This is a genomic window from Ensifer sp. 22521, from assembly GCF_052044795.1.
Classification (GTDB): domain Bacteria; phylum Pseudomonadota; class Alphaproteobacteria; order Rhizobiales; family Rhizobiaceae; genus Ensifer.
The window spans coordinates 16632-38435 of record NZ_JBQENM010000037.1 but is presented as its reverse complement, the minus strand read 5'-3'; the positions used below and the strand labels follow the sequence as shown (position 1 = coordinate 38435).

At 58.1% G+C, this 21804-nt stretch carries 23 protein-coding genes and 3 pseudogenes; 17 read left to right on the top strand and 9 right to left on the bottom strand.

What is annotated here, in order from left to right; genetic code table 11:
- Positions 1-235: 235 nt before the first annotated feature.
- A complete protein-coding gene (locus ACTJKE_RS33325; protein ID WP_082663641.1) occupies positions 236-436 on the bottom strand; it encodes a hypothetical protein in 201 nt (66 codons plus the stop codon).
- A complete protein-coding gene (locus ACTJKE_RS33320; protein ID WP_058328589.1) occupies positions 433-1044 on the bottom strand; it encodes a TetR/AcrR family transcriptional regulator in 612 nt (203 codons plus the stop codon). Before ACTJKE_RS33320 ends, ACTJKE_RS33325 begins: the two co-directional genes overlap by 4 nt.
- A gap of 107 nt (positions 1045-1151) precedes the next feature.
- On the opposite strand from ACTJKE_RS33320, the gene ACTJKE_RS33315 reads away from it, so the two are divergent.
- Together ACTJKE_RS33315 and ACTJKE_RS33310 are read left to right on the top strand one after the other, a co-directional pair.
- Positions 1152-2219, top strand: a complete 1068-nt coding sequence (locus ACTJKE_RS33315) for an SDR family oxidoreductase (RefSeq protein ID WP_058328588.1) — start codon at positions 1152-1154, stop codon at positions 2217-2219.
- 53 nt (positions 2220-2272) lie between these two features.
- Complete coding sequence (locus ACTJKE_RS33310) at positions 2273-2680, top strand: nuclear transport factor 2 family protein (RefSeq protein WP_057248381.1); 408 nt, start codon at positions 2273-2275, stop codon at positions 2678-2680.
- Positions 2681-3121: 441 nt separating this feature from the next.
- Here the strand turns inward: ACTJKE_RS33310 and ACTJKE_RS33305 are convergent, their stop codons facing one another.
- Positions 3122-4024, bottom strand: coding sequence for a LysR family transcriptional regulator (locus ACTJKE_RS33305; RefSeq protein ID WP_440639145.1), 903 nt, complete (start codon positions 4022-4024; stop codon positions 3122-3124).
- 109 nt (positions 4025-4133) lie between these two features.
- Between ACTJKE_RS33305 and ACTJKE_RS33300 the strand changes: the two genes are divergently transcribed.
- The 4 genes from ACTJKE_RS33300 to ACTJKE_RS33285 are packed head-to-tail and all read left to right on the top strand — an operon-like array spanning position 4134 to position 7870.
- Positions 4134-5216 (top strand): 4-oxalomesaconate tautomerase, encoded by a 1083-nt coding sequence (locus tag ACTJKE_RS33300; RefSeq protein ID WP_058328586.1) that lies wholly within the window; start codon positions 4134-4136, stop codon positions 5214-5216.
- Positions 5217-5263: 47 nt separating this feature from the next.
- Complete coding sequence (locus tag ACTJKE_RS33295) at positions 5264-6265, top strand: ABC transporter substrate-binding protein (protein ID WP_440639143.1); 1002 nt, start codon at positions 5264-5266, stop codon at positions 6263-6265.
- Between the two features lie 14 nt (positions 6266-6279).
- Entirely contained in the window at positions 6280-7110 is an 831-nt protein-coding gene (locus ACTJKE_RS33290; protein ID WP_058324019.1) for an ABC transporter ATP-binding protein, read from the top strand.
- Positions 7094-7870, top strand: coding sequence for an ABC transporter permease (locus ACTJKE_RS33285; RefSeq protein WP_113513406.1), 777 nt, complete (start codon positions 7094-7096; stop codon positions 7868-7870). Before ACTJKE_RS33290 ends, ACTJKE_RS33285 begins: the two co-directional genes overlap by 17 nt.
- 317 nt (positions 7871-8187) lie before the next feature.
- Here ACTJKE_RS33285 and ACTJKE_RS33280 read toward each other — a convergent pair whose 3' ends face one another.
- Positions 8188-8586, bottom strand: a complete 399-nt coding sequence (locus ACTJKE_RS33280) for a MerR family transcriptional regulator (protein WP_058328583.1) — start codon at positions 8584-8586, stop codon at positions 8188-8190.
- 78 nt (positions 8587-8664) lie between these two features.
- Here ACTJKE_RS33280 and ACTJKE_RS33275 point away from each other — a divergent pair, with 78 nt between their 5' ends.
- Positions 8665-9708, top strand: coding sequence for an SDR family oxidoreductase (locus tag ACTJKE_RS33275; protein ID WP_440693656.1), 1044 nt, complete (start codon positions 8665-8667; stop codon positions 9706-9708).
- 501 nt (positions 9709-10209) lie between these two features.
- Here the strand turns inward: ACTJKE_RS33275 and ACTJKE_RS33270 are convergent.
- The gene (locus ACTJKE_RS33270) at positions 10210-10854 is read right to left on the bottom strand and encodes a TetR/AcrR family transcriptional regulator (protein ID WP_440693654.1); all 645 of its coding nucleotides are present in this window, start codon (positions 10852-10854) and stop codon (positions 10210-10212) included.
- 89 nt (positions 10855-10943) lie between these two features.
- On the opposite strand from ACTJKE_RS33270, the gene ACTJKE_RS33265 reads away from it, so the two are divergent.
- Positions 10944-11627 carry a DAPG hydrolase family protein gene (locus ACTJKE_RS33265; protein ID WP_058328580.1) on the top strand — a complete coding sequence of 228 codons (684 nt, stop codon included), beginning with the start codon at positions 10944-10946 and terminating at the stop codon, positions 11625-11627.
- A gap of 52 nt (positions 11628-11679) precedes the next feature.
- On the opposite strand, the gene ACTJKE_RS33260 is transcribed toward ACTJKE_RS33265, so the two are convergent.
- Positions 11680-11913 (bottom strand): hypothetical protein, encoded by a 234-nt coding sequence (locus ACTJKE_RS33260; protein ID WP_440693652.1) that lies wholly within the window; start codon positions 11911-11913, stop codon positions 11680-11682.
- A 19-nt stretch (positions 11914-11932) separates the two neighbouring features.
- Between ACTJKE_RS33260 and ACTJKE_RS33255 the strand changes: the two genes are divergently transcribed.
- The 3 genes and pseudogenes from ACTJKE_RS33255 to ACTJKE_RS33245 form a co-directional block, all read left to right on the top strand.
- Positions 11933-12748 (top strand): carbohydrate ABC transporter permease, encoded by an 816-nt coding sequence (locus ACTJKE_RS33255; protein WP_440693650.1) that lies wholly within the window; start codon positions 11933-11935, stop codon positions 12746-12748.
- Positions 12661-13361, top strand: a pseudogene (locus ACTJKE_RS33250) (IS1595 family transposase); the annotation flags it as partial. The gene ACTJKE_RS33255 and the pseudogene ACTJKE_RS33250, both read left to right, overlap by 88 nt.
- Positions 13362-13486: 125 nt before the next feature.
- Positions 13487-13890 (top strand): annotated as a pseudogene (locus tag ACTJKE_RS33245) (IS5 family transposase); the annotation flags it as partial.
- Positions 13891-13986: 96 nt separating this feature from the next.
- Here ACTJKE_RS33245 and ACTJKE_RS33240 read toward each other — a convergent pair.
- Positions 13987-14886, bottom strand: a complete 900-nt coding sequence (locus tag ACTJKE_RS33240; protein WP_057217558.1) for a LysR family transcriptional regulator — start codon at positions 14884-14886, stop codon at positions 13987-13989.
- A gap of 95 nt (positions 14887-14981) precedes the next feature.
- Between ACTJKE_RS33240 and ACTJKE_RS33235 the strand changes: the two genes are divergently transcribed.
- Together ACTJKE_RS33235 and ACTJKE_RS33230 are read left to right on the top strand one after the other, a co-directional pair.
- Positions 14982-15302, top strand: a complete 321-nt coding sequence (locus ACTJKE_RS33235; RefSeq protein ID WP_058329624.1) for a nuclear transport factor 2 family protein — start codon at positions 14982-14984, stop codon at positions 15300-15302.
- A complete protein-coding gene (locus ACTJKE_RS33230; RefSeq protein WP_440693648.1) occupies positions 15302-16081 on the top strand; it encodes an SDR family oxidoreductase in 780 nt (259 codons plus the stop codon). The genes ACTJKE_RS33235 and ACTJKE_RS33230 overlap by 1 nt, the downstream gene beginning before the upstream one ends.
- Before the next feature lie 20 nt (positions 16082-16101).
- Here ACTJKE_RS33230 and ACTJKE_RS33225 read toward each other — a convergent pair whose 3' ends face one another.
- On the bottom strand, positions 16102-16569 hold the full coding sequence (locus ACTJKE_RS33225; RefSeq protein ID WP_058329626.1) for a MarR family winged helix-turn-helix transcriptional regulator: 468 nt from the start codon (positions 16567-16569) through the stop codon (positions 16102-16104).
- Between the two features lie 142 nt (positions 16570-16711).
- On the opposite strand from ACTJKE_RS33225, the gene ACTJKE_RS33220 reads away from it, so the two are divergent.
- On the top strand, positions 16712-17494 hold the full coding sequence (locus ACTJKE_RS33220; protein ID WP_058329622.1) for an alpha/beta fold hydrolase: 783 nt from the start codon (positions 16712-16714) through the stop codon (positions 17492-17494).
- A 207-nt stretch (positions 17495-17701) separates the two neighbouring features.
- Entirely contained in the window at positions 17702-19330 is a 1629-nt protein-coding gene (locus ACTJKE_RS33215; protein ID WP_058329621.1) for a GMC family oxidoreductase, read from the top strand.
- 365 nt (positions 19331-19695) lie between these two features.
- On the opposite strand, the gene ACTJKE_RS33210 is transcribed toward ACTJKE_RS33215, so the two are convergent.
- Positions 19696-20589, bottom strand: coding sequence for a LysR family transcriptional regulator (locus ACTJKE_RS33210; RefSeq protein ID WP_058329620.1), 894 nt, complete (start codon positions 20587-20589; stop codon positions 19696-19698).
- A gap of 154 nt (positions 20590-20743) precedes the next feature.
- Here ACTJKE_RS33210 and ACTJKE_RS33205 point away from each other — a divergent pair, with 154 nt between their 5' ends.
- Together ACTJKE_RS33205 and ACTJKE_RS33200 are read left to right on the top strand one after the other, a co-directional pair.
- Positions 20744-21394, top strand: a complete 651-nt coding sequence (locus ACTJKE_RS33205; protein ID WP_058329619.1) for a hydrolase — start codon at positions 20744-20746, stop codon at positions 21392-21394.
- A 4-nt stretch (positions 21395-21398) separates the two neighbouring features.
- A pseudogene (locus tag ACTJKE_RS33200) lies at positions 21399-21613 on the top strand (alpha/beta fold hydrolase); the annotation flags it as partial.
- Between the last annotated feature and the right edge of the window lie 191 nt (positions 21614-21804).

Here is a 21804-nt window from a genome sequence, read left to right as displayed (position 1 = left end):
GACCGGAGAATCGAACGCGGCAACGGTCGTTCAACAGAAGACCGGGCGTCCGGGTCCAATTCGAACTGACCAGCGATGTGCGTGCCAGCCTATTGGCGTGGTTTGAGAGACGCGGTGGCACCGTCGATGAATACGCTTTCCCAAGTCGGGTCGATCACTCGCGGCACATGAGCACGCGGCAGTACGCCCGCCTGGTCGATGAATGGGTCACAGCGATTGGGCTTCGAGCATCGGACTAGGCACGCACTCGCTGCGAAGAACGAAAGCGGCCATCGCCATCCAGATATTGCTCGGGCACACCAAGATCGAGAACACGGTTCGATATCTCGGTGTGGACATCGAGGATGCGTTGCTTTTGGCTGAGCGAACCGAAATATGAACATGGAACGGTCATTCGCTCAAAACGGATGACCGCTTCGTGCGGCTGGTTCTTCATTCACGAGATCCGATTTGGGGCGGGAGCGGAACGGCGGCTACGGCCAGTCGAAGAAGGCGCATGAAGAGTTTCATGCCGTCTTGAAGGCTGGAACCGCCGCCTTGGGCGTGCTTGATCCCATTCATGGCAGCGACAATGAGATTGGCCAGCTGCGCAGGTGGCACTTCCAGAGGTTCAAGATCGATTTCGCCCTTCTGCGCAGCAGCCAGTATGGTTTGCGTCAGCAGGTTCAAAAGCTTCTGGCGCGCGTCGAGCGTAATATCGGCCGCCAAGGCCACGTTGGCGGCAAATAGCTCATCTGCATCAGCACTGCCGCCAAATGGCGCAATCAACTCCCGCTGAAAAACCGCCATGGCCTTGGCAATGCGATCAAAGGCACACCCGTCGCTCGCCAGCACCGCTGCCACTTCATCCAAAGCCTTGGCGTGGGCGCGAGCTGAACCGGCCCGAAACAGCTCTTCCTTGCTGCTGAAGCTCAAATAGAGCGAGGCGCGCGAGATCGACGCCGCACGGGCAATGTCCGCCATTGACGTCTTGCGAAAGCCAAACCGCACAAACACCGGCAAGGCTGCGTCCAGGATCAGGGTTATTTTTTGGTCGGGCTGCATGATGGGCAGATTGACACCTTAAGTCCAGACTGTCAAAAGACGATTGGACATTTAGGGTTCAGGTGTCTAATCGACATGGCCGACTGATGCGGTCAGAAGGACATTCGATGAAAAAAGAGACGAACGCTGCAAATGCAGCGGTGCTGGTTACCGGCATTGGTGGGTTTCTCGCCGGGCACGTCGCTTTTCAGTTGCTTAAGGAAGGCTATCGTGTGCGCGGTAGTCTGCGCCACATCGAAAAAAGTGACAGCGTGCGACGTCTGCTTGGCGCTCATATTGGCAAGGATGCTCTGGAGCGGCTCAGCTTCGTGCAGGCAGATCTTGATAGCGACAATGGCTGGCCTGCAGCTGTCGAAGGCTGTCGTTATGTCATTCATACCGCGTCTCCCTTTCCTCCTGGGTTTCCGGAAAATACGGACGCTTTGATCCAAACCGCCCGTGAGGGCGCTTTGCGGGTGCTCCTTGCGGCGCACAACGCGCGCGTCGAGCGGGTGGTCCTCACATCCTCGATAGGTGCCACCAACCATGGCGACGGGCAGGCCCCCTTCACCGAAGAAAATTGGACTGACCCGAACGGTCCGCGGGCAACGCCCTATTACCAGTCAAAAACTTTGACTGAGCGTGCTGCCTGGGCCTTTGCGCGCGACGTAGGGCTCGAACTGACGGTCATTAACCCGAGCATGATCCTGGGGCCGTTGCTCGGAGCGAATTTCGGGACATCCGTGGGACTGATCCATCATCTGATGACAGGACAATTCCAAGGTATTCCACGGTTTGGTTTCTCAGTGGTGGATGTGCGCGATGTGGCGCGGGCTCACCTGCTGGCGATGACGCAGCCCGAAGCCAAAGATCAAAGGTTTATCGTTGGCGGGCGCTTTTTCTGGCTCAAGGATTTGGTAGCTGTCCTGGCTGCGTCCTTCCCAGAGTACGTCTCACGGCTTCCTTCAGGTGAAGTTCCCGATGAGGTGGTTAGGGCGATGGCGGAATCCGACCCCCATGCACGAACCATCGTTCATGAACTCAATCGTGACCTGAGTGTCAGCGCAGCAAAGGCCAGGCATGTCCTGAACTGGCGGTCGCGCTTAGAGGAAGAGGCTATACGGGCTAGCGCCCAGAGCCTGATTGACCTGGGCTTGATCGCAGCCATGCCGCCGACAGCCGCAGCCTCCGTATAATCGTCACTTATTTAGAGATCGAGCGATCTCGCCTTTTTCAATTGGAGAATACCGTGACGACCCGATCCCCCGATACTGTCGAAACCTCCAGCACAATAGAGTTTTTGCGTGAAACGGAACGCGCCAGACTGCGCGCCCTCGTCGTCGCTGATCTCGACCGGGCAAGAAAGCTTCACGCACCAGACTTTCAATTGATCACGCCAATCGGCGTGGCCCTTTCCAAAGACGAGTATCTGGGGTCTATCGCATTGGGCAAAATTCGATACCTGACCTGGGAGCCTGCCGACATTGCGGTGCGCCTGTACGACACCGCTGCGGTCATCCGATATCGCGCCCAGTTGGAGGTCTTGTTCAGTGGGCACAAAGTCCCTCTCAGTGATTACTGGCACACCGACGTCTACGAACAGCGTGATGGCCAATGGATGGTCGTCTGGTCTCAGGCGACCAGCATCAGCGGATAGTCGGTGCCGCAGCCACGACAAGGGCCTGAAGTTTAGTGCAGACCGTCAAGCCGACTACGCAGCCAAATCGGCCATGTGATTGGTAGGTAATTGCAAGCAGCTTTGGGGTCTACGTTTTTGGAGAGCGAATGGCCGAATTGCGGTCGCTTACTGAACGGCAGTTTTCTGCCGGACGTTGCTCCGAAGGCGGCGCATTGACGCTGCCGGAGACCACCCCGTGCCCGTGCGCTTCCGAAGCGGATGACGTATGCCACAGAACAAGCGCAAGGAGCGCAGGCACTCCCCACAATTCCAGCATCGTTTCCCAACCCAATAGACGGGACAGACCAGCTGACGTCGCGGCCGCCGGCGTGGCGCCGCCCAAGGCGTTCTTGTAGCGGAAAAAAGAGAACATTTGACTGAAAAGTAGTCGGGTTACCATCCCGGTAGCTTTTCAGTTGCTCAGTTTCCTTCGGACCACGTCCCAATCAACATTGTCATGAAGCGCTCGGCCGCGGGCGAAAGCGTCCCACCGCGACGACGCACAATGCCGATCGTTCGTGAGATTTGAGGATTGCGAATAGGTCTCGTGACGAGGAACGGGTGCTCTTCCTGTGGTGTAGCGAGTTTTGGCAGAACCGAAATTCCAAGCCCGGCTTCCACCAAACCAAGCGATGTCGAAAGATGTGTGACTTCATAGGACCAACGCAGTTTCAGGTTCGATTTCGCCAACGCAGCGTCAAGAAGCGTGCGATTGCCGCTGGACCGGTGAACTGTGATCAGTTGATAGGGCGCCAGATCGTCCCATTCGAGTTCGCTCTTCGCCGCCAGCGGATGATCCTTGCGTGCCGCCAGCACGAATGGATCTTCGATGAGCCTGTCGAAGATGAGGTCGGGATCTGAAAAGCCCATGATATTGATGCCGAACTCGACTTCCCCACGGGCGACTGCCTGTAAACCGTCGGTAGCCGGCAGATCGAGAATGCGAAAACGAATATTGGGATACTCGGCGCTGAACTGCTTGATGACGGTTGGTAAAAAATAAAAAGCGGCCGTTGGCAGACATGCGATAGTCACAAGGCCGCTGCGCTGAGATCCGACATCGCGCACCGCAAACAGCGACGTGTCGAACTCCTCAAGCATTCGTCGCACCAACGGGATCAGCTCCGCGCCAAGGGCGGTTGTCGAGACATGACGGGTGGTGCGCTCGAGCAAGGGCGCCCCGATTGCAAGCTCCAGCTTCTGAATTCGACGGCTGAGTGCCGGCTGTGACAGATTGAGCGCTTCGGCAGAGCGGTGGAAGTTTTCCAGTTCGACGACCGCTAGAAACGCGCGGAGATCCAGTATCTCGCAATTAATGCTCACAACGCATCATTCCTTCTAATATTCGCATTTCACATATCAATCTTTTTGCCGCTTACTGCAACAAAGAAGCTGATTGATATTTAAATCACATCAGTAAGCGGACACAACCATGAACGATCTGATTTCCATTCCCTGCGTTCTGATGCGAGGCGGCACCTCCAAAGGACCGTTCTTTCTCGCCTCCGACCTTCCGTCAGATGAGCGTCCACGCGATCAAATTCTGCTTTCGGTCATGGGATCTGGTCATCCTCTGCAGATCGATGGTATCGGCGGCGGCAACCCCGTTACCAGCAAGGTTGCCATCGTCGGCCCGGCAACCATACCGGATGCCGATGTGGATTATCTGTTCGCCCAGGTCCGCATCGATCAGCAACTCGTCGATACCTCGCCGAATTGTGGAAATATGCTAGCGGCCGTCGGGCCGTTCGCGATCGAGGCCGGCCTGGTCAAGGCGGCGACGGGCGTAACCCGCGTGCGCATTCACAACGTCAATACCGGCAAAGTGATCGAAGCGGAGGTTCCGACCCCTGATGGCTGCGTTGCCTATATGGGGGATGCCTCGATCGACGGCGTGCCTGGCAATGCTGCGCCGATCGCGCTGACCTTCATGGACGCGGCTGGGGCACGCACGGGGAAGCTTTTTCCCACCGGCAACCCGCGCGACAGCATTGACGGTATCGATGTCACCTGCATCGACTGCGCTATGCCGATGATGTTGCTGGAAGCCACCGCCCTCGGTGTGACGGGCGACGAACCTGCAGCCGAGCTTAATACCAACGGCGCATTGCTCGAACGGCTCGAAACTCTGAGGCTCGAAGCTGGCCGGCGCATGGGTATGGGTGACGTCAGCAATCAGGTCACGCCAAAGCCGGTTCTAATCTCCAGGCCCAACAACGGCGGCGATCTCGGCGTGCGCTATTTCATGCCGCATCAGTGCCACCCATCTCTCGCAACGACCGGTGCGGTCGGCATAGCCACGGCCTGCATCAGCGACGGAACCGTCGCCTCGCGGCTGATCGGAGACCGCAAGCCACCGGTCGTTCTCGTTCTCGACCATCCAAGCGGCCGTTTGGAAGTGAAACTGGATACCCGCGATGGCAAGACAGTTGCTGGAATCCTGCGTACGGCCCGGCGCCTCTTCGAAGGCCAGGTCTTTGCAAAACCTATCGCGCAAATGGTTTGCGCGGCATAATCGAAAGTGGTTGCCGGGAGGGCGCCACGCATCAGGGAGGAATACACATGCGTAACCTATTGCTCGCACTTGCGGCAACGGTCGCTTTCGCCGGTTCGGCTATTGCGGAACCCGTCCGCATCAGCGTCGGGTCCTACAACCTCAACAACCTGCCCTTTCCGGTCGCAGCTGGCCTAGGTCTCTACGAGAAGGAAGGTCTTGAGGTAACCGTCGAAAACTTCGCATCGGGCGGTTCCAAGACGCTGCAGGCGCTCGTTGCCGGCTCCACGGATATCGCCGTCGGCTTCTACGACCACACCATCCAGATGCAGTCGCAGAACAAGGCTGTTGTCGCCTTCGTGCAATTGGCCCGCAATTCCGGGCTCGTGCTTGCCGGTGGAAAGAACGCTGCGTTCGATCCCGCCAAACCTGAAACGATCAAGGGCGCGAAAATCGGTATCACAGCGCCGGGCTCGTCTTCAGACTTCTTCGTCCGCTATTATCTGCAGCGCCACAGCCTATCGGCTGATGACGTCTCGTTGATCGGGGTCGGCTCCGGTTCAGCTGCTGTTGCGGCGCTCGAGCAAGGAAAGGTTGATCTATTGGTCAACTACGATCCGGCGGCAACCTTTATCGAAGCCAAGGGTGTCGGCAAGATTTTGATCGACGCCCGCAGCGACGCCGGTGCCACGCAAATCTACGGTGGGATCTACCCGACCTCCGTCCTTTATGCGACGCAGGCCTATATCGATGAGAACCCGGAAACCATCCAGAAAGTCACAAACGCGACCGTGAAGGCGCTGGCCTGGATGAACACACACAGCGCTGAAGAGATCGTCGAAAAACTGCCGAAGGAATTCATCTCCGGTGACCGGGGCACCTATGTGAAGGCTGTCGAGAATGCCAAACTGATCTTCTCGGTCGATGGCAAATTCAGCGAGACCGACACTCAGACACCCCTCGCCGTCTTGAAGAGTTTCAACGAAAAGGTTGCTGCCGCGACTATCGATCTTTCCAAAACCTACACGAATGCTTTCGTGGACAAAGTCAACGACAAGACCATCAATTAATCCAGGAGGAGGCCATGGCTTTGGCTGTCGTAAAACCCATGTCCGTTCCGTCGGGCGAGCTAAACAAGAGGCCAATGGTATCGATTGACGCCGTCACGATGTCATTCGGCTCCTATGTAGCGGTGCAGGACGTGAACCTGACAGTTGCCGATGGCGAGTTTCTCGCCATCGTGGGACCAACAGGCTGTGGCAAAAGTACCGTGCTCAACGCCATTGCTGGTCTTCTGAAGCCTGCCAGCGGAACAGTGGCGATCGACGGCGCTCCGGTTAAGGGCGTCCAGAACGATATCGGCTATCTCTTTCAGCAGGACGCGCTGCTGCCCTGGAAGACATCGATCGAGAATGTCGAGCTGGGACTGCTGTTCAAAGGTGTGCCGAGTTCAGAGCGACGCGAGCGTTCTATGAACTGGCTTGCGAAAGTCGGACTCAAAGGGTTCGAGCATCGCTATCCGCATCAGCTTTCGGGCGGCCAGCGCAAGCGCGTCCAGATGGCGCAGGCCCTAATCTCCGGCCCCAAAGTCATCCTAATGGACGAGCCCTTTTCGGCCCTCGATATTCACACACGGCACCTCATGCAAAACGAACTCCTGCGTCTGTGGCAGGAAGAGCGCAGGGCTGTCGTAATGATCACGCATGACCTCGAAGAAGCAATAGCCCTCGGCGACCGGGTCGCAATTCTTGCAGCCGGCCCTCGTTCACGGGTTATCGAAAGCTTCCCGGTGGAACTCGAGCGCCCTCGCGACGTCGCGGAAATTAAACTCGATCCACGCTTTATGGATCTTTATCGAAATATCTGGGCGTCCCTGCGCGGCGAAGTGGAGAAAAGCTATGAACGTCGTGACTGAACGCATCATCCAGCTCGGGATGCTAATCTTTATCCTCGGCGGCTGGCAGCTTGGCGTGACCGCCGGCTTCATCGATGTCTTCTTCTTTCCAGCCCCGCTCGACATCTTCAACCAGATGATCAGCTGGATTGTTGACCCCAGCTTCTATCGTCATGTGTCAATCACACTGACGGAGACTGTGCTCGGCTACATCATCGGCACAGGCCTTGGCGTCGCAGCCGGTGTATGGCTGGGTCTTAGCCGCAGTGCGGCACGGATTTTGGACCCCTTCATCAAAGGCCTGAACGCCATTCCGCGCGTCGTGCTTGCCCCAATTTTCGTGCTTTGGCTTGGTCTCGGCCTATGGTCCAAGGTAGCGCTCGCAGTAACGCTTGTCTTCTTCATCACCTTCTTCAACGCCATGCAGGGCGTCCGCGAAGTCAATCCGGTCGTCCTCGCAAACGCAAGGATTCTCGGGGCCAAACGTTCCGATCTGTTGCGGCATGTCTATTTTCCGGCGGCAGCCAGCTGGATTTTGTCCTCCCTTCGCACGTCAGTCGGCTTCGCGGTGGTCGGCGCCATCATTGGCGAATATCTCGGCTCCTCTGCCGGGCTCGGCTATCTGATCGCGCAGGCGGAAGGCAACTTCGACGCGGTTGGAGTGTTTGCCGGCATCATCATCCTGGCCGCGTTCGTGCTCATCATCGACCGAATTCTTGATGTTCTGGAAGGCCGGCTGATCAAGTGGAGACCGAATACCGCAGAAGAAAGAGCGACGTAACTATTAATCGGATCAGTTTCCATGTGAGAAGAATTGGGGTGCCGCCATCGGCGGCCCCTTCTTAGCACGGTTCTGTCCGCCCCTCAGGCGACGTCCACGCTTAAGTTTGTGACCGGCAGCATGCGCCTCCAAGTCGGACACTGAGCAGAGCACGGTGGTATCACAGAAGCGGACATGATACATGCCGCCGAGCTGCAGGTTTGCACCACTTCCAGACCTTACCTCGGAAGCTACGATCGACGCGTTTGGACCCAACGCTGCCATTCGCCGATAGCGCCCGACGGCTGGTCGATCGAAGATTCCGTGCGTTTCGCGGGTTAGCAAAGCGTGTCATCGGTAAATCGCGGTTCATCGCCCGGCTTGCCGCACGCGACCCAGTCGCGCTTCGCCCGCAGATAATTGGTCAGCTCGGCCAATTCAATTGCCTTCTGCTCAAGCCTGACGAGCTGGACGTCCATGATCTCGATCTCACGCGCCGGCGATAAGCCCTCGCGTTGCAGTTCCGTGGCGATCTCCGCGATCTCCTTGAGTGGCAGACCCAGTGATTGTGCGAAACGGATCATCCGAACCGTCGAGGCCTCCTGATCGGTGAAGATCTGATAGGGATTGCGACCACCTTTGGCGCCGAGTTGCGGCCTGAGCAGACCTTTGCGGACATAAAAGCGGACAGTGTCCTGGCTCAATCCTGTCCGCTGGGCGAATTCTCCGATCAGCATATTTTACACCTTAAGCTGTTGACCATGGACCTTAGTCCAGCCTTATATGATGCGTTCCCTCAATTGTGGAACACTTTCATGCTGAACTATCCTAATAACGAGTCCCATGAGCCGACTGCCTTCGTGACTGGGGCAACCGGCCTTCTGGGCAACAATCTGGTCCGCGAACTAATCGCCGACGGCTGGGGCGTGCGCGCGCTGGTTCGCTCGCACGAGAAAGCAGCAATGCAGTTTGCCGGGCTGGATTTAGAGATCATAGCCGGCGATATGCTCGACGTGTCGGGTTTTGCGGACGCACTTAGGGGCGTCGACGTGGTTTTCCACACAGCGGCTTATTTCCGCGACTCTTACAAAGGCGGGAAGCATTGGGACGCGCTCTACGCGTCCAATGTCGCGGGTACGCGTGGCTTGCTCGATCACGCTTATCGTGCCGGAGTGCGGCGCTTCGTCCATACCAGCTCGGTTGCAGTGCTGCGCGGTGCAAAGGGACAAACCATAGACGAGTCCATGTTGCGGGACGAGCGGGACGCCGATGATTATTACCGCAGCAAGATCCTGTCGGACCGCGTGGTGCTTGATTTTCTCGACAAACATCCCGATTTTTGGGCGGCCATGGTGCTTCCGGGCTGGATGCACGGGCCGGGGGATATCGGGCCGACGTCGGCTGGCCAAACAGTGCTGGATGTGGCGCTCGAGCGCTTGCCCGGCGTTCCCCCCGGCTCCTTCTCGGTGGTCGATGCGCGCGATGTGGCGCGGGCGATGATCCTCGCTAGCCACAGGGGGCAACGCGGCGAACGTTACCTCGCCGCCGGACAGCATATGACCATGGCCGATTTGTTGCCGTTGATCGCACAAGCCACCAGGGCAAAGGCACCGACCCGCCGCATTCCACTCTTCTTGCTTTACCTGATCGGCGCCGGCAATGAGCTCTACGCGCGGATGACTGGCGAGCCTGTACTCTTGAGTTGGGCCATGGCGCGAACAGTTGCCACGGAGAATGACCGATCTCGCTACGATTGTGCGAAGAGCACACGAGAATTGGGTCTGGAGTTCCGGCCCGTGAGCGAAACCCTGCGTGATGAAGTGGCCTGGTTCCGTACGCACGGCTTCTTGCCTAGCTGAAGTTCGCGATACGGCGCTAAAGGGCTACAGCCAAGACAGAGGTTTCAGCCAAAGCCCCTTGAAGGTCGGTGACATTCGTTGAAATCGGTCTTAGTGCCCTTTTCGCCTTAGAAATCGAGCACGGATACGAAGGCGTCGATCCATTTTCGCTTCGGTTAATTGTGGCCCGATCTATTGGGCGATCGCAACGCGATCACCCACACTTACGCTGGCTCATCAGTGGGCGTCACCTCAGATGTAAAGGGGCATCAACGTGAACAGGAGTGGGGACGATTCTCCCAGAGTTTGACCGCCACCGCGTGCTCAGGTTTCGGCTTGGCCAGCACTCGACGGGCGGCATGCGTGGCGGTGCGACGGCAAAAAAACAAGGCGTCCGGCGGTCTGCATGGGGATTACAACCCCGGAACATTGCGATTGTCGTACCATCTGATCCGGCATTCGTCGCGCTCGCCACCCAATTGCTGTGACGCCGCCTCGGCATCAGATGCGCCACGATGGCCGTTATGGTGCCGTGCCCAACTCTTTGAACAATACACGTGCGTAGAAATCCACACACACTCCAACCCGTGCGGTGACCTCCTCATCGCTATCGTTCCATGGTGTTTCAAGGCCGATAGCGGCCCTGCGCAAGGGCTCAGCAACCAGAGCAGCAAGGATCATCCGGGCAGATCGGATGACATCAAATGACTGGACATCGGCTTGGTACTCGCGCAGCCAGTTCGCCACGGCCAGCACTCCCCGCTCGACTCCATTTCGATTATAGATTTCTGCCAGCCGTTCTCGACCCTCCTTTTCAGCACAGATGAGACGGAAAAGGGCTACAGCTTCCTTGGATAGGGCGATCCGATAAATCCTGCTCAATAGCTCCCGCAGGCTCCCCGGATCAGGACGCGGCTCGCTCGGCCGGTGATCTCCACTCGTTTGGAGTTGCTCAGTCCAGGACGCTACGATTTTCCCGACCAGTTCCTCACGATTGGCCGCCATAGCGTAAACAGTCTTTTTGGCAACTCCTGCGCTACGCGACACCGCATCGATGCTGAACTTGGCAAATCCCTGATCAAAGAGAAGCTGTGTTGAGGCTTGGAGAATTTTGCGTTCCACCTCAAGCCGATTACGGGCCGGACGCCCTCTCGCTCGCTTTTCCAAATCTTGATCCCCTTGACCAACGTCGTACGAAGGGTATACCCATCGAATTTAGGAAACGCCACACGTTTCCTAAATATAGGAGATAGGAAATGCAACAGGATTTGGAAGCAGCAATCCCTGTCGCGCTGCTGCACGCCGACCCAATTAGACTCGAAATGGGTATCGAGCGCTTCGGCTCCGGCACCCTCACGGTCGCCTGCAGAACGATAATGCCAGGGTGCAACGGAGCGATGCTGGAATGGTGGTTCAAGTATTTTGAAACCGACGAACACCTTCGCTGGTGGCATCCGATTGATCACAAGCGCCATTTCGGTTGGGACGAGCTTTGGAAAAAAGGTGAGAACTACATCGGCGCGACGATCAGGGCGACGGAGTCGCTAGGAGAGGTTCCTCCGGTCAAAGCAACCATCAAGTTCCTAAGCCCAGCTGCATACTTCAGTGCCACGGACATCGATGCCGCAAAGCGGGTGGGCGGCGTATCCGCACTTTTCTACGCCGGAATTGGCTTTGGCGATGATGTTGAGACTGACGAGCATGGAGTTCCAATAGGCGGCCGGATGATGCACGTCACACGGGACACGCCCGATGGCCTCGTTCTGCGAAGCAGATTCGTTCTTGGTCTCGATAGCGACAAGGGCGGCCACGCTGTCCCGGACGAGATCGGACTGGGGCTGATGCGCCATTGCCATTCGGAGTTCTCGTTCCTCGCGAAGGCACTTCCGTCTGCATATTATGGTGATCTCGCAAATTCTCGACCTGCCGACAACTGGTAGGTTCGCCCGGACGCTGCTTATGCTGACTTGTCCGGTTGAAAGCGGGGGCAGTTCAGCTATCGACCTCATTCCGGAAGTTTGAACCACGAGATAACTTCTCAAAATTTTTCAGTGGCACGGTGACGTTCGCTTCCATCTGCCAACGGCGGCTGTCTATGCAGATTTCCGGGAATGAACGATGGATATGGCCGGAAGCAAAGCGCGGCCAGCCAGCTCGGGGCGTTCTATCCGCCAACCCACGCTTCGGTGTGATCTTGAGGGGATCTGAACCGGGATCTGCTGCCAATTCCACACCTGCTCACGACTTGACGGATGCCCTGACCGGCAATCGAACCCTGCTTACGATCGCCATTGCGCTCTCGCTCGCCATGATGGCGCCGGTCGCCTGGCTCGTCGGCCTGTCGATCAAGGACAACAAGGAACTGATGCTCGGCACGGAATCGGTATTCCGATTGCCCTATACGCTCATCAACTACGTCAACATCGTCCACTCATCGCAGGCCTTTGGCTGGTTTTTCAACAGCGTGGTGGTTGCGATCGGACAGACGGCGGGCGTGCTGATCCTGTCTTCACTTGCCGGCTATGCCTTTGCCCGCCTCGAATTTCCGTTGCGCAAGACGATATTCGTCATCGTGCTCTTCGGTCTTGCTGTGCCCGAACAGGCAGTCATCATTGCCCGTCACCAGATGTTCAACTGGTTTGGCCTTCACAACACCTATGTCGGACTGATGCTGCCTGGCATGTCGTCTGCCTTCGGGGTCTTCCTGATGACCCAGTTCTTCAAGGCTATTCCCAAGGAGATCGACGAGGCGGCGCTGCTCGACAATGCCTCTCCGCTGCGCATTTTTTGGAAGGTACTCTTGCCGCTGACGCTGCCGGCCCAAGCGACGCTCGGCATCTTCACCTTCCTGCATGCCTGGAACGACTACTGGTGGCCGCTGATCTCCGCCACGAGAAAGGAGATGTTTACGCTCACCATCGGCATCGCCTCGTCCCAGACCAATTTCGCCCAAAGCGAAGGGCTCGGCTTTCCGCGCTGCGTCTCATGGCGGCGCGCGAGCGCATGCTCGATGGCACGGTGGAGATCGACCATTTTCATCTCGGTGGGCGACCGAGAATAAATCCGGACGATCCACCGCCTGGACGAGGCCGAAAAGGTCTACCGAATACCCAGAAGACGCCTGTCATGGTGATAGTGCAGCGACCAGATGACGTCACACCCGGCACTCCGGCCGGTGACGCGCGTGCTGCGGTGGTGACGGGTCTTTCGCTTCGTGCAGCGGGGCGCGCGCGGCCGAAGCGCAGATCGACCCCGACGCCTACTTGATGAGCGATGAGGCGACAGCGTTCATAGCCCTTGGCGAGAACTATGCCAGGCATGACACCGTGAAGCATTCCAGCCGCGAATACGTTCGCGACGCCGTTCATGTCAATTCGGTCGAAGGTTTCAATTCCCGCGTCCGCCACACAATTGCCGGCGTCTTTCATCATATCAGCCCGCAGCATGCCGACCTGTATTTCCACGAGATCGGTTTCCGCTGGTCCCAGCGCGTCATTACTGGCCGGGCTGTGTGGAAAAGCCGAAATGGCAGGGAGCGCATGAAAACAATGTGGTCACGGGTACCGCCGGCGCTGCAATTGCTGCAGGTCTTCCGCGCTGCTACCGGTCGGCAAATGCGCAGAAGTCCAGATGATGGCATCATCGTCAAATCAGCCGTCGCTGTCTTTGTTTGATAAAGGCCCGATACATTATGCGATCTCCTTGGCCCAGAACGTGAACATCCTAGGATCCGGACCCAATAATTGGCTCTCCCTGAGCGCTGGGACAAGATTCATTGCCGCAACGAAAGGGCGGTGAGATGTCTGATTTCTTTTGGTTTTCCGATGCGCAGTGGGAACGGATCGAACCGCTCCTACCAACGGATGTGCGGGGCAAGCCACGCGTGGACGATCGTCGCGTGTTGAGCGGAATCGTCCATGCGCTGCGATGCGGTGGCCGCTGGGCGGACTGCGCCGACGTCTATGGATCGAAGAAGACGCTCTACAATCGCTTCGTTCGCTGGTCCGAGCGCGGCATCTGGGAAGGCATCTTCAGCGCACTCGCCGGAGCCGAGGATGCGCCGGACCGATTGTTCATCGATAGTAGCTGCATCAAGGTCCACCGCTGCGCAGGCGGCGGAAAAGGGGGGGCTTGGCTCATGGTATCGGCCGCACGAAAGGCGGACGGAAGCTCCATGCCGTCTGCGACGCCAAAGGTCGCCCTCACGTCCTGCTCCTGACGCCCGGCATTCACGCATTGCAAATCTGTGTCCGCTTGGAGCGTTGAAGAGACAAACAAGCTTCTCCACTGGCGGTTCAATTAGCTCACTGTCGCGAGCTCACGCGCAAGTTCCAAGAACGCCCTGACCCCGGCTGACAGATTTCGGCGCCCAGGGTAGTAAAGGCAAAGCCCCGGATATGGTGGCGTCCAGTCTTCCAGTACACGGACGACGCGCCCCGCCTCAATGTCCGGGAAAATGTCTTGCTCGAAGATGTAGCCTATACCGGCGCTTTCCAGGACAGCGGTTCTTGTGAGGCTAGCCTCGTCCAGCGATATCGGGCCGCGTGCATCGATTTGCACCTGCTCCCCGTCCTTCTCGAAACGCCACCGAAACAGGGAGCCATCGGGCAGGCGAACGCGAATGCATCGATGGCTGAGAAGGTCGGGAGGGACCACCGGCTTCCCATGCCTCTCGAAGTATTCAGGAGACCCAACCACAGCATGTCGCTGGGGCCGGCCGAGCGAAACTGCAATCATGTCGCTGGGAACGAGGCCCGCAACCCTGACTCCCAGATCAAACCCGTCCTTGACGATATCGACCATCTTTCCTTCAGTTACAATATCGACATTCATGTCGGGATAGCGGCGCAGGAACTCAAGCACGAGCGGTGAGATGATTGCGCGCGCCGCGAACGGCGCCGCGTTGATCCGTATTGTTCCGGAAGGTGTCTCACGTTGCGCACGCACCGAATCCAAAGCGGCATAGAGATCCTGGAGCGACGGCGCCACCTGCTGCACAAAGAGCCTGCCGGCATCCGTCAGCGACACGCTGCGTGTGGTGCGGTTGAACAATCGCACCCCAAGCTCCGCCTCAAGCCTGCCTATTGTGTGGCTCAACGCTGTCGTAGACATGCCGAGATCGATGGCCGCTGCGCGGAATGTGCCGCGCCGGGCAATAGCGATGACCGCTTCAAGTTCCTTCAGGTTGGCTTGTTCCATTGTCCCGATCTGTTCATTGCTGCATGCCGGCTTATCCCACTTATCTACGCAATGGTCGAGCGCTACTATCGGGTCAGCCAATGAGGAGAAACACAATGGATATGCCCGATATCGCGAACATGTACTTTGACGCTGACAGCGGCAGCAACGCGGATGCGCTGTCGGACACCTTTGCGATCGAAGCCGTTGTCGAAGATGAGGGATCGCGCCATCAAGGCGTCGTCGCCATCCGTGAATGGTGGGTGGCTGCGAAGAAGGCGACGCAGTACGTTTCTGAACCTTTGGAATCCACCGTTGACGGCAACAAAGTGCTCGTCCGAGCCAAAGTTGGCGGCCAGTTTCCCGGCAGTCCGGTGACGCTCTCATATGCCTTCACCATCAAGGACGGCAAAATCGCTAGGCTGGAGATCCGGTGATGACAGACTTTCTCAACCTGAGAGGCAAACGAGCCCTCATTACTGCTGGAACCAAGGGCGCCGGGGCTGCGACCGTCAGCCTGTTTCGGGAACTCGGCGCGCAGGTGTTGACGACCGCGCGGGCGCGTCCTGAGAACCTGCCGGAAGAATTGTTTGTCGAGGCCGATCTCACGACTGAAGAGGGGTGCGCGGCCGTCGCGGGCGTTACACGTCAACGTCTCGGCAACATCGATATCATCGTTCATATGCTGGGTGGCTCGTCAGCAGCCGGCGGTGGCTTTGGGGCGCTAACTGATGCCGAGTGGCACAAAGAAATGTCTCTCAATCTTTTTCCCGCTGTTCGACTCGATCGCGAACTGGTTCCAGGCATGGTCGAACGGGGAACCGGTGTGGTTGTGCATGTCACGTCCATCCAAAGAGTGCTGCCTCTCCCGGAAGCGACCACGGCTTATGCTGCAGCCAAGGCGGCACTCTCGACTTATAGCAAGGCCATGTCCAAGGAGGTATCGCCCAAGGGCGTCCGCGTCGTGCGAGTGTCTCCGGGTTGGATCGAAACGGAAGCGTCCGTTCACTTGGCCCAGCGCTTGGCGGACAAGGCGGGTACGGATCTTGAGGGTGGCAAGAAAATCATCATGGATAGTTTGGGCGGCATACCTCTCGGACGCCCTGCCAAGCCCACGGAAGTGGCAAACCTGATTGCCTTCCTGGCATCGGATCGCGCTGCATCGATCACAGGTACCGAATACACCATCGATGGAGGAACTGTGCCAACAGCTTAGGATCGAGACGCCTTCACAGATCAAGCGGGCGCGTCCCATCCGCCGATCTGTGAATAGATGGCGTCGCGGAGATGCCGGACGTCGCGATTCAAGGATGCCAACTCCTGGGGCGTCTGTGTAGAGGTTGCGAGCAATGTGTCGCTGAGGCAGCCGGCCCTGTGCTGCAACGTGCGTCCCTCGTTCGTCAATGCAACGACAACCTGCCGCTCATTGCTCAGATTTCGTGTCCGTCGCAGCAAGCCTGATGCTTCCAGCCGCTTCAGAAGCGGCGTAAGCGTGCTGGATTCCAGAGCGAGGGTATGGGCGATGGCACCAACCGTCTGCTCGTCGTCGCGCCAGAGAACGTTGAGCACGAGGTACTGCGGATATGTCAAACCCAACTCGTCGAGCACCCGCTTGTAGGCACGCTGGATAGCGATGCCAGCGGTGTAGATTGCGTAGCAGAGCTGATCGTGAAGCGGCGGTGGGTCGTTATGTCGTTTAGTCATTTTGAGCTCCTGTCGGCTCAGGATTAGCAAAAAGTACTGCAAAAAACAATATTGCGATAAATGATGTTGACACGAAAAATTAAATCTGACAGGTAATATTTATTGCAATAACAGTTATCGCATACACCAAGAGGAGAAAGCCATGACCACCAGGACCAAATTGGCCACTGTCGCAGCCGTAGCCGCAATATCCGCCGCAGTGCCTGCGAACGCTGGGGACACCATCCCTGCTAACCAGGCCGTGAAGAACGTTGTACTCGTTCACGGTGCTTTCGCCGATGGTTCCGGTTGGAGGGGCGTCTACGACAATCTCACGAAGCGTGGATATCGTGTCACCATCGTCCAGAATCCGTTGACCTCCCTTGCAGACGACGTTGCCGCCACCAAGCGTGCGCTTGAGCGGCAAGATGGACCGGCCATTCTGGTAGGCCATTCATGGGGTGGAACAGTCATTACGGAATCCGGCATTGATACGAAGGTCGCGGGACTGGTTTACGTCTCCGCGCTCTCACCGGACGCAGGCGAGACGACGGCCCAGCAGTATGAAGGTTTTGCCCCGGCATCTGAATTCGTCATCGAAACCACGAAAGATGGATTTGGGTATGTTAACCCTGGAAAATTCAAGGTTGGGTTTGCGCATGACGCCAGCGATACCGACGTCGCGTTCATGCGGGATTCGCAGGTCCCAATCAACATGTCGGCGTTTGCCACGAAGCTGGAAAATGCTGCCTGGCGAACCAAGCCAAGCTGGGCCGTCATCGCCACAGAGGACAAAGCATTTGATCAGGCCATGCTGATCCATATGGCAGAGCGGATTAAAGCCAAGATCACCAAGGTCTCAGCAAGCCACGCTCTGTTCATGACGCAGCCAACGGTGGTCGCAGACACCATCGACGAAGCGGCGAAAACTGTTTCGGCGCAGTAAGGATGGTCATTCGAGCTTTATCATCGGGACAGGCATTACTGTTCCGATGATCGGATGCTGGAACGTCCTCACTTCCCACCACGCTCGGCTCTACACCCAGTATGTAAAACCGTCGATCTCCAACTGAGATCGATTGCATCTCCGATGCCAATAGCGCTCACGGCCATTTCTTACGATTTCAGCCCACCAATTCACAAAGGTAACCCCGTGGATCAGAACACGCATGACATAAACCGACATGAAAATCCGGCACCACTACATCGTGAGGTTCCAGTCGATTTTGACTTTATAGTATGCGGAGCCGGATCCAGTGGTTCCGTCGTTGCTGCTCGACTGGCAGAATGCGGAAACGCACGCGTCTTGCTTCTTGAGGCTGGCGGAGATGATGCGGCCGAGTCCGTTGTAAACCCGTCGCAATGGCCGCTCAATCTCGGTACGAACCGTGACTGGGGTTTCGTTGGAGAGCCGGCGCCTGAGCTCTACGGTAGGCGGCTTCCTCTCAGCATGGGCAAGGGTCTGGGTGGTGGGTCGAGTATCAATGTCATGGTCTGGGCGCGAGGCCACAAGGAAGACTGGAATCATTTCGCGGCTGAAGCGGGCGATGAAGCCTGGGGTTATGAATCGGTTCTCGGCTACTATCGGCGGATTGAAGACTGGCGCGGCACGCCGGATGCGGTACGCCGCGGCGCTGGAGGGCCGGTATATGTCGCCCAGCCACGTTCGCCACAGCCAATCGCAGAGGCTCTGCTGGACGCTGCATCGGCGATGGGCATTCCGGTATTCGACACTCCAAACGGCGAACTGATGGAGAGTGCCGGAGGTGCATCGATCGCAGAACTGCGCATCCGGCATGGCAAGCGGGAGTCCGTATTCGGATCTTATGTTCGTTCGCTCATGTCACGACCAAACCTTACGGTCGTAACCGACGCGTTGGTCACGCGCCTCATCTTCGATGGCAAACGGGCGACAGGCGTCGAGGCTCTCGTCAACGGTCAGCGGCGTGAGTTCACTGCGCGATGCGAAACGGTATTGTCGCTGGGTGCGATCAACACGCCAAAGGTGCTGATGCAGTCAGGCATTGGCCCGAAGGACGAGCTGAAAGCTCACGGGATATCTGTCGTGCAGCATCTCCCTGGTGTGGGTCGAAATCATCAAGATCATCTCGCGTTCGGCTGCACGTGGGCATATCGAAAGCCGGAAGGCGTCGGCGGGGGAGGCTGCGAAGCAAAACTCTATTGGAAAAGCGACTCCCGCCTCTCTCAGCCGGACATTCTTCAGTGCCAGTTGGAGTTCGCCGTACCTTCGCCAGCAGAGACAGGTCTGGAAACCCCGGCGCATGGCTGGACGATGTTTTCAGGGCTTGCGCAGCCGAAAAGCCGTGGCCGGCTGAGGCTCTCCGGCCCCAATACAAACGACCCTATCCTGATTGAAACAAATTCTCTCAGTGAGCCGGAAGACATGGCTGCCGCCTTGGCGGCGGTTGAGCTGTGTCGCGAACTCGGAAATAGCGACGCCTTCACGCCGCTGGTCACGAGCGAGGCAGCTCCGGGCACACGCGACCGGGCAGGGATGATCGATTTCATCCGAAAGTCGGCCGTCACTTACTGGCACCAGTCCTGCACGGCCAAAATGGGACGCGACAGCATGTCCGTGGTCAACAACGAGCTCAAGGTCTACGGGATTGAAAGTCTTCGTATCGCAGATGCCTCGATCATGCCGCGTATCACCACCGGAAACACGATGGCACCGTGTGTCGTCATCGGAGAGCGCGCAGGCGATTTGATCAGGAAGACGCATGGTCTTGCTGACTGGAGTGGTGTCGCTCCATTCGACTGAAGATGCTTTAGAAGAGCTCGGCGGCCCGCACACACTGGCGGTCGAGCACTTTATGCCCTCTTGGGTTGACCGTTCGGCGTGTTTCAAGACCTTCTACTAGCACCTCAATAGACGAGCGGCTTACAGAGTTGTGTTCAGCATATTGACGGCAGCGTCGCGCGCCCACGCCAGTCGTTGAGGTCGATTGGGCTTCGCCCCGAAAACAGCCAGTCAGCCAATGCATAATCAACCAACGCAGCCCGGGTCCGGAGCCCGGCGAAGGCTGGGTCGCAGTAAGTCGAACGTGTGGGCAATGTCGTTACGCTCGGCGGCTCGCAGTAGAGCGACCGTCGAACGCAATTCATTGATTAGGCTTCGCCCGTGTTTTAACGGTCGAGACCCCAAACGTCCGGGTTCCGTTTGAAGTACTCAGTCAGCATTTCGGTAAGCACACGCACTTTCCGCGTGGGATGCTGACCCGGCGGGCGGACGACATACGCCGCCCCCGGAGGGACCGGATAGCGTGTCAGGATCGGGACCAGACCGCCGGAGGCCACATATCCATATGTGATGCAATCGGGGAGCCAGGCGATGCCGAGACCTGCCGCCGCCGCAGCGGCAAGCGCCGTGGCGCTGTCGGCCTTGAACCTGCCCTGCGGCTGAACCGTGACGATCTTGTCGCCATCCATGAACTGCCAGGCTTCCGTTCCCTGCATGAGGGCCTGATGGGTAACGAGTTCGTCCAGGGTCTCAGGTGACCCGTGCGCTTTGATGTAATCCGGGCTGGCGACAAGCTTGCCATGGATCGGCCCAACGCGCTTCGCGATCAGGTTTGAGTCTTGGAGGTAGGCACCCCGAATCGCGCAATCAAAACCCTCTGCAATGAGGTCGACGAAGCGATCGCTGTAGGAGGTATGGATGTGAAGCTGCGGGTGCTGGCGCGCCATGTCAGCAAGCACGGGGGCGAAGTGGGTCGGGCCGAACGTAAGCGGCATGGCAACCCTCAGGCGGCCGCGCAACTCACCGGTGGGGAGTATCGTTTCCTTGGCGGTGTCAATCTCGGCGCTGGCTCTGGCCGCATGGTCCCTGAACGTGATCCCCGCTTCCGTGAGCGCGGCGCCGCGGGTCGTTCGTGCAAGAAGCTGGACGCCAAGCTCCGCTTCGACCCGGAAGAGTCGCCGGCTGACGATCGATTTGGAGACGCCGAGCCGGCGCGCGGCGGCCGATACGCCCCCGGCATCGGCCACTGCGACGAATGTCTGTAGGTCTTCGATGTCCATTCCGGCGTTCCTTATTTCGCGACACAGCTCGCCCGAATATGGCACTACCGCACTACCAAAAGGAACAGCAAATTGCGTCCAGGCAACGGCACCCGCTGGCGCATGTCTCCCGTGAACCCATTGCCGTCCATAGCGGCAGAAAAAGGAAGTCTTGATGCCCCCTCGTAACGGCCTCGATTCGCTTCTTCGTCCCGAAGATTCAGTTCTCGTTCTGATCGATCACCAACCTTATCAACTCGCGAACCTGAACAGCCACGATCCGCATATGGTGGTCAACAACACGACCGCGCTGGCGAAGCTAGCAAGAGCCTTCAATGTTCCGACCATTCTCACCAGCGTGATCGCGGCGCGCGGTGGACTTCTCTTTAAGCAGATCACCGACGTATTTCCGAACCAGGAAGTCATCGATCGCACCTGGGTGAACACCTGGCAGGACGAGAATGTGGTGAGCGTCGTCAGGGCGACCGGCCGCAAGCAACTGATCATCGCCGGCCTGTGGACCGAGGTCTGCGTCGCAATGCCTGTCATCCAGGCCGCCGGCGAAGGCTGGGACGTCACCGTGATCACCGACGCGTCGGGCGGGATTTCGAAGGAGTCTCACGAAGTTGCCATCCAGCGCATGGCCGCGGCCGGCGCGAACGTGATGACCGTGATGGCGCTCGCTGGCGAATGGCAACGCGATTGGGCGCGCACCGAGCATGTCGAGGAGCTGACCGAGATTCTCATCCAGCACTTCGGCGGCAGCGGCATCGCGTATCTTTGGGAGCAGCAGCTTCTCAACACGCCGGTGCCAAGCGAAGGCTGACCCAGGCCGGGTAGCCAAAGCCGTCCTCGTCGCCGCCCTTCCGCCGCTGATGCTGAAGACCGACGACAACCCCGAAGGCACGCCGATGGAGGTCTTCGACGGCTTTCGGACGGCACCGGCCGGCAACCGTGCACAGTCTTCCGCGACGTCCCGTCAGGCCCGTTCTCCGGCTTCAACCGCGAGGACGGGGCGGTCCATGAAGGCGTGCTCCAGAACTGGTAGCGGCGCACGGGATGCTGACAGTGAACGCTGATGTGCTGAACGCCGACCTTCTGGAGTTCATCACGAAGAGAAGTGGCTGCGGGGCGTGGCTCGCGGCCCCGTCCCGTAGTTCGAGTCGACGCTTGAAAAGGTGTGCGTGCGTCGGTGGAGCACAAGAACTGGCAATGTCACGTTGTTTCATCAACGCC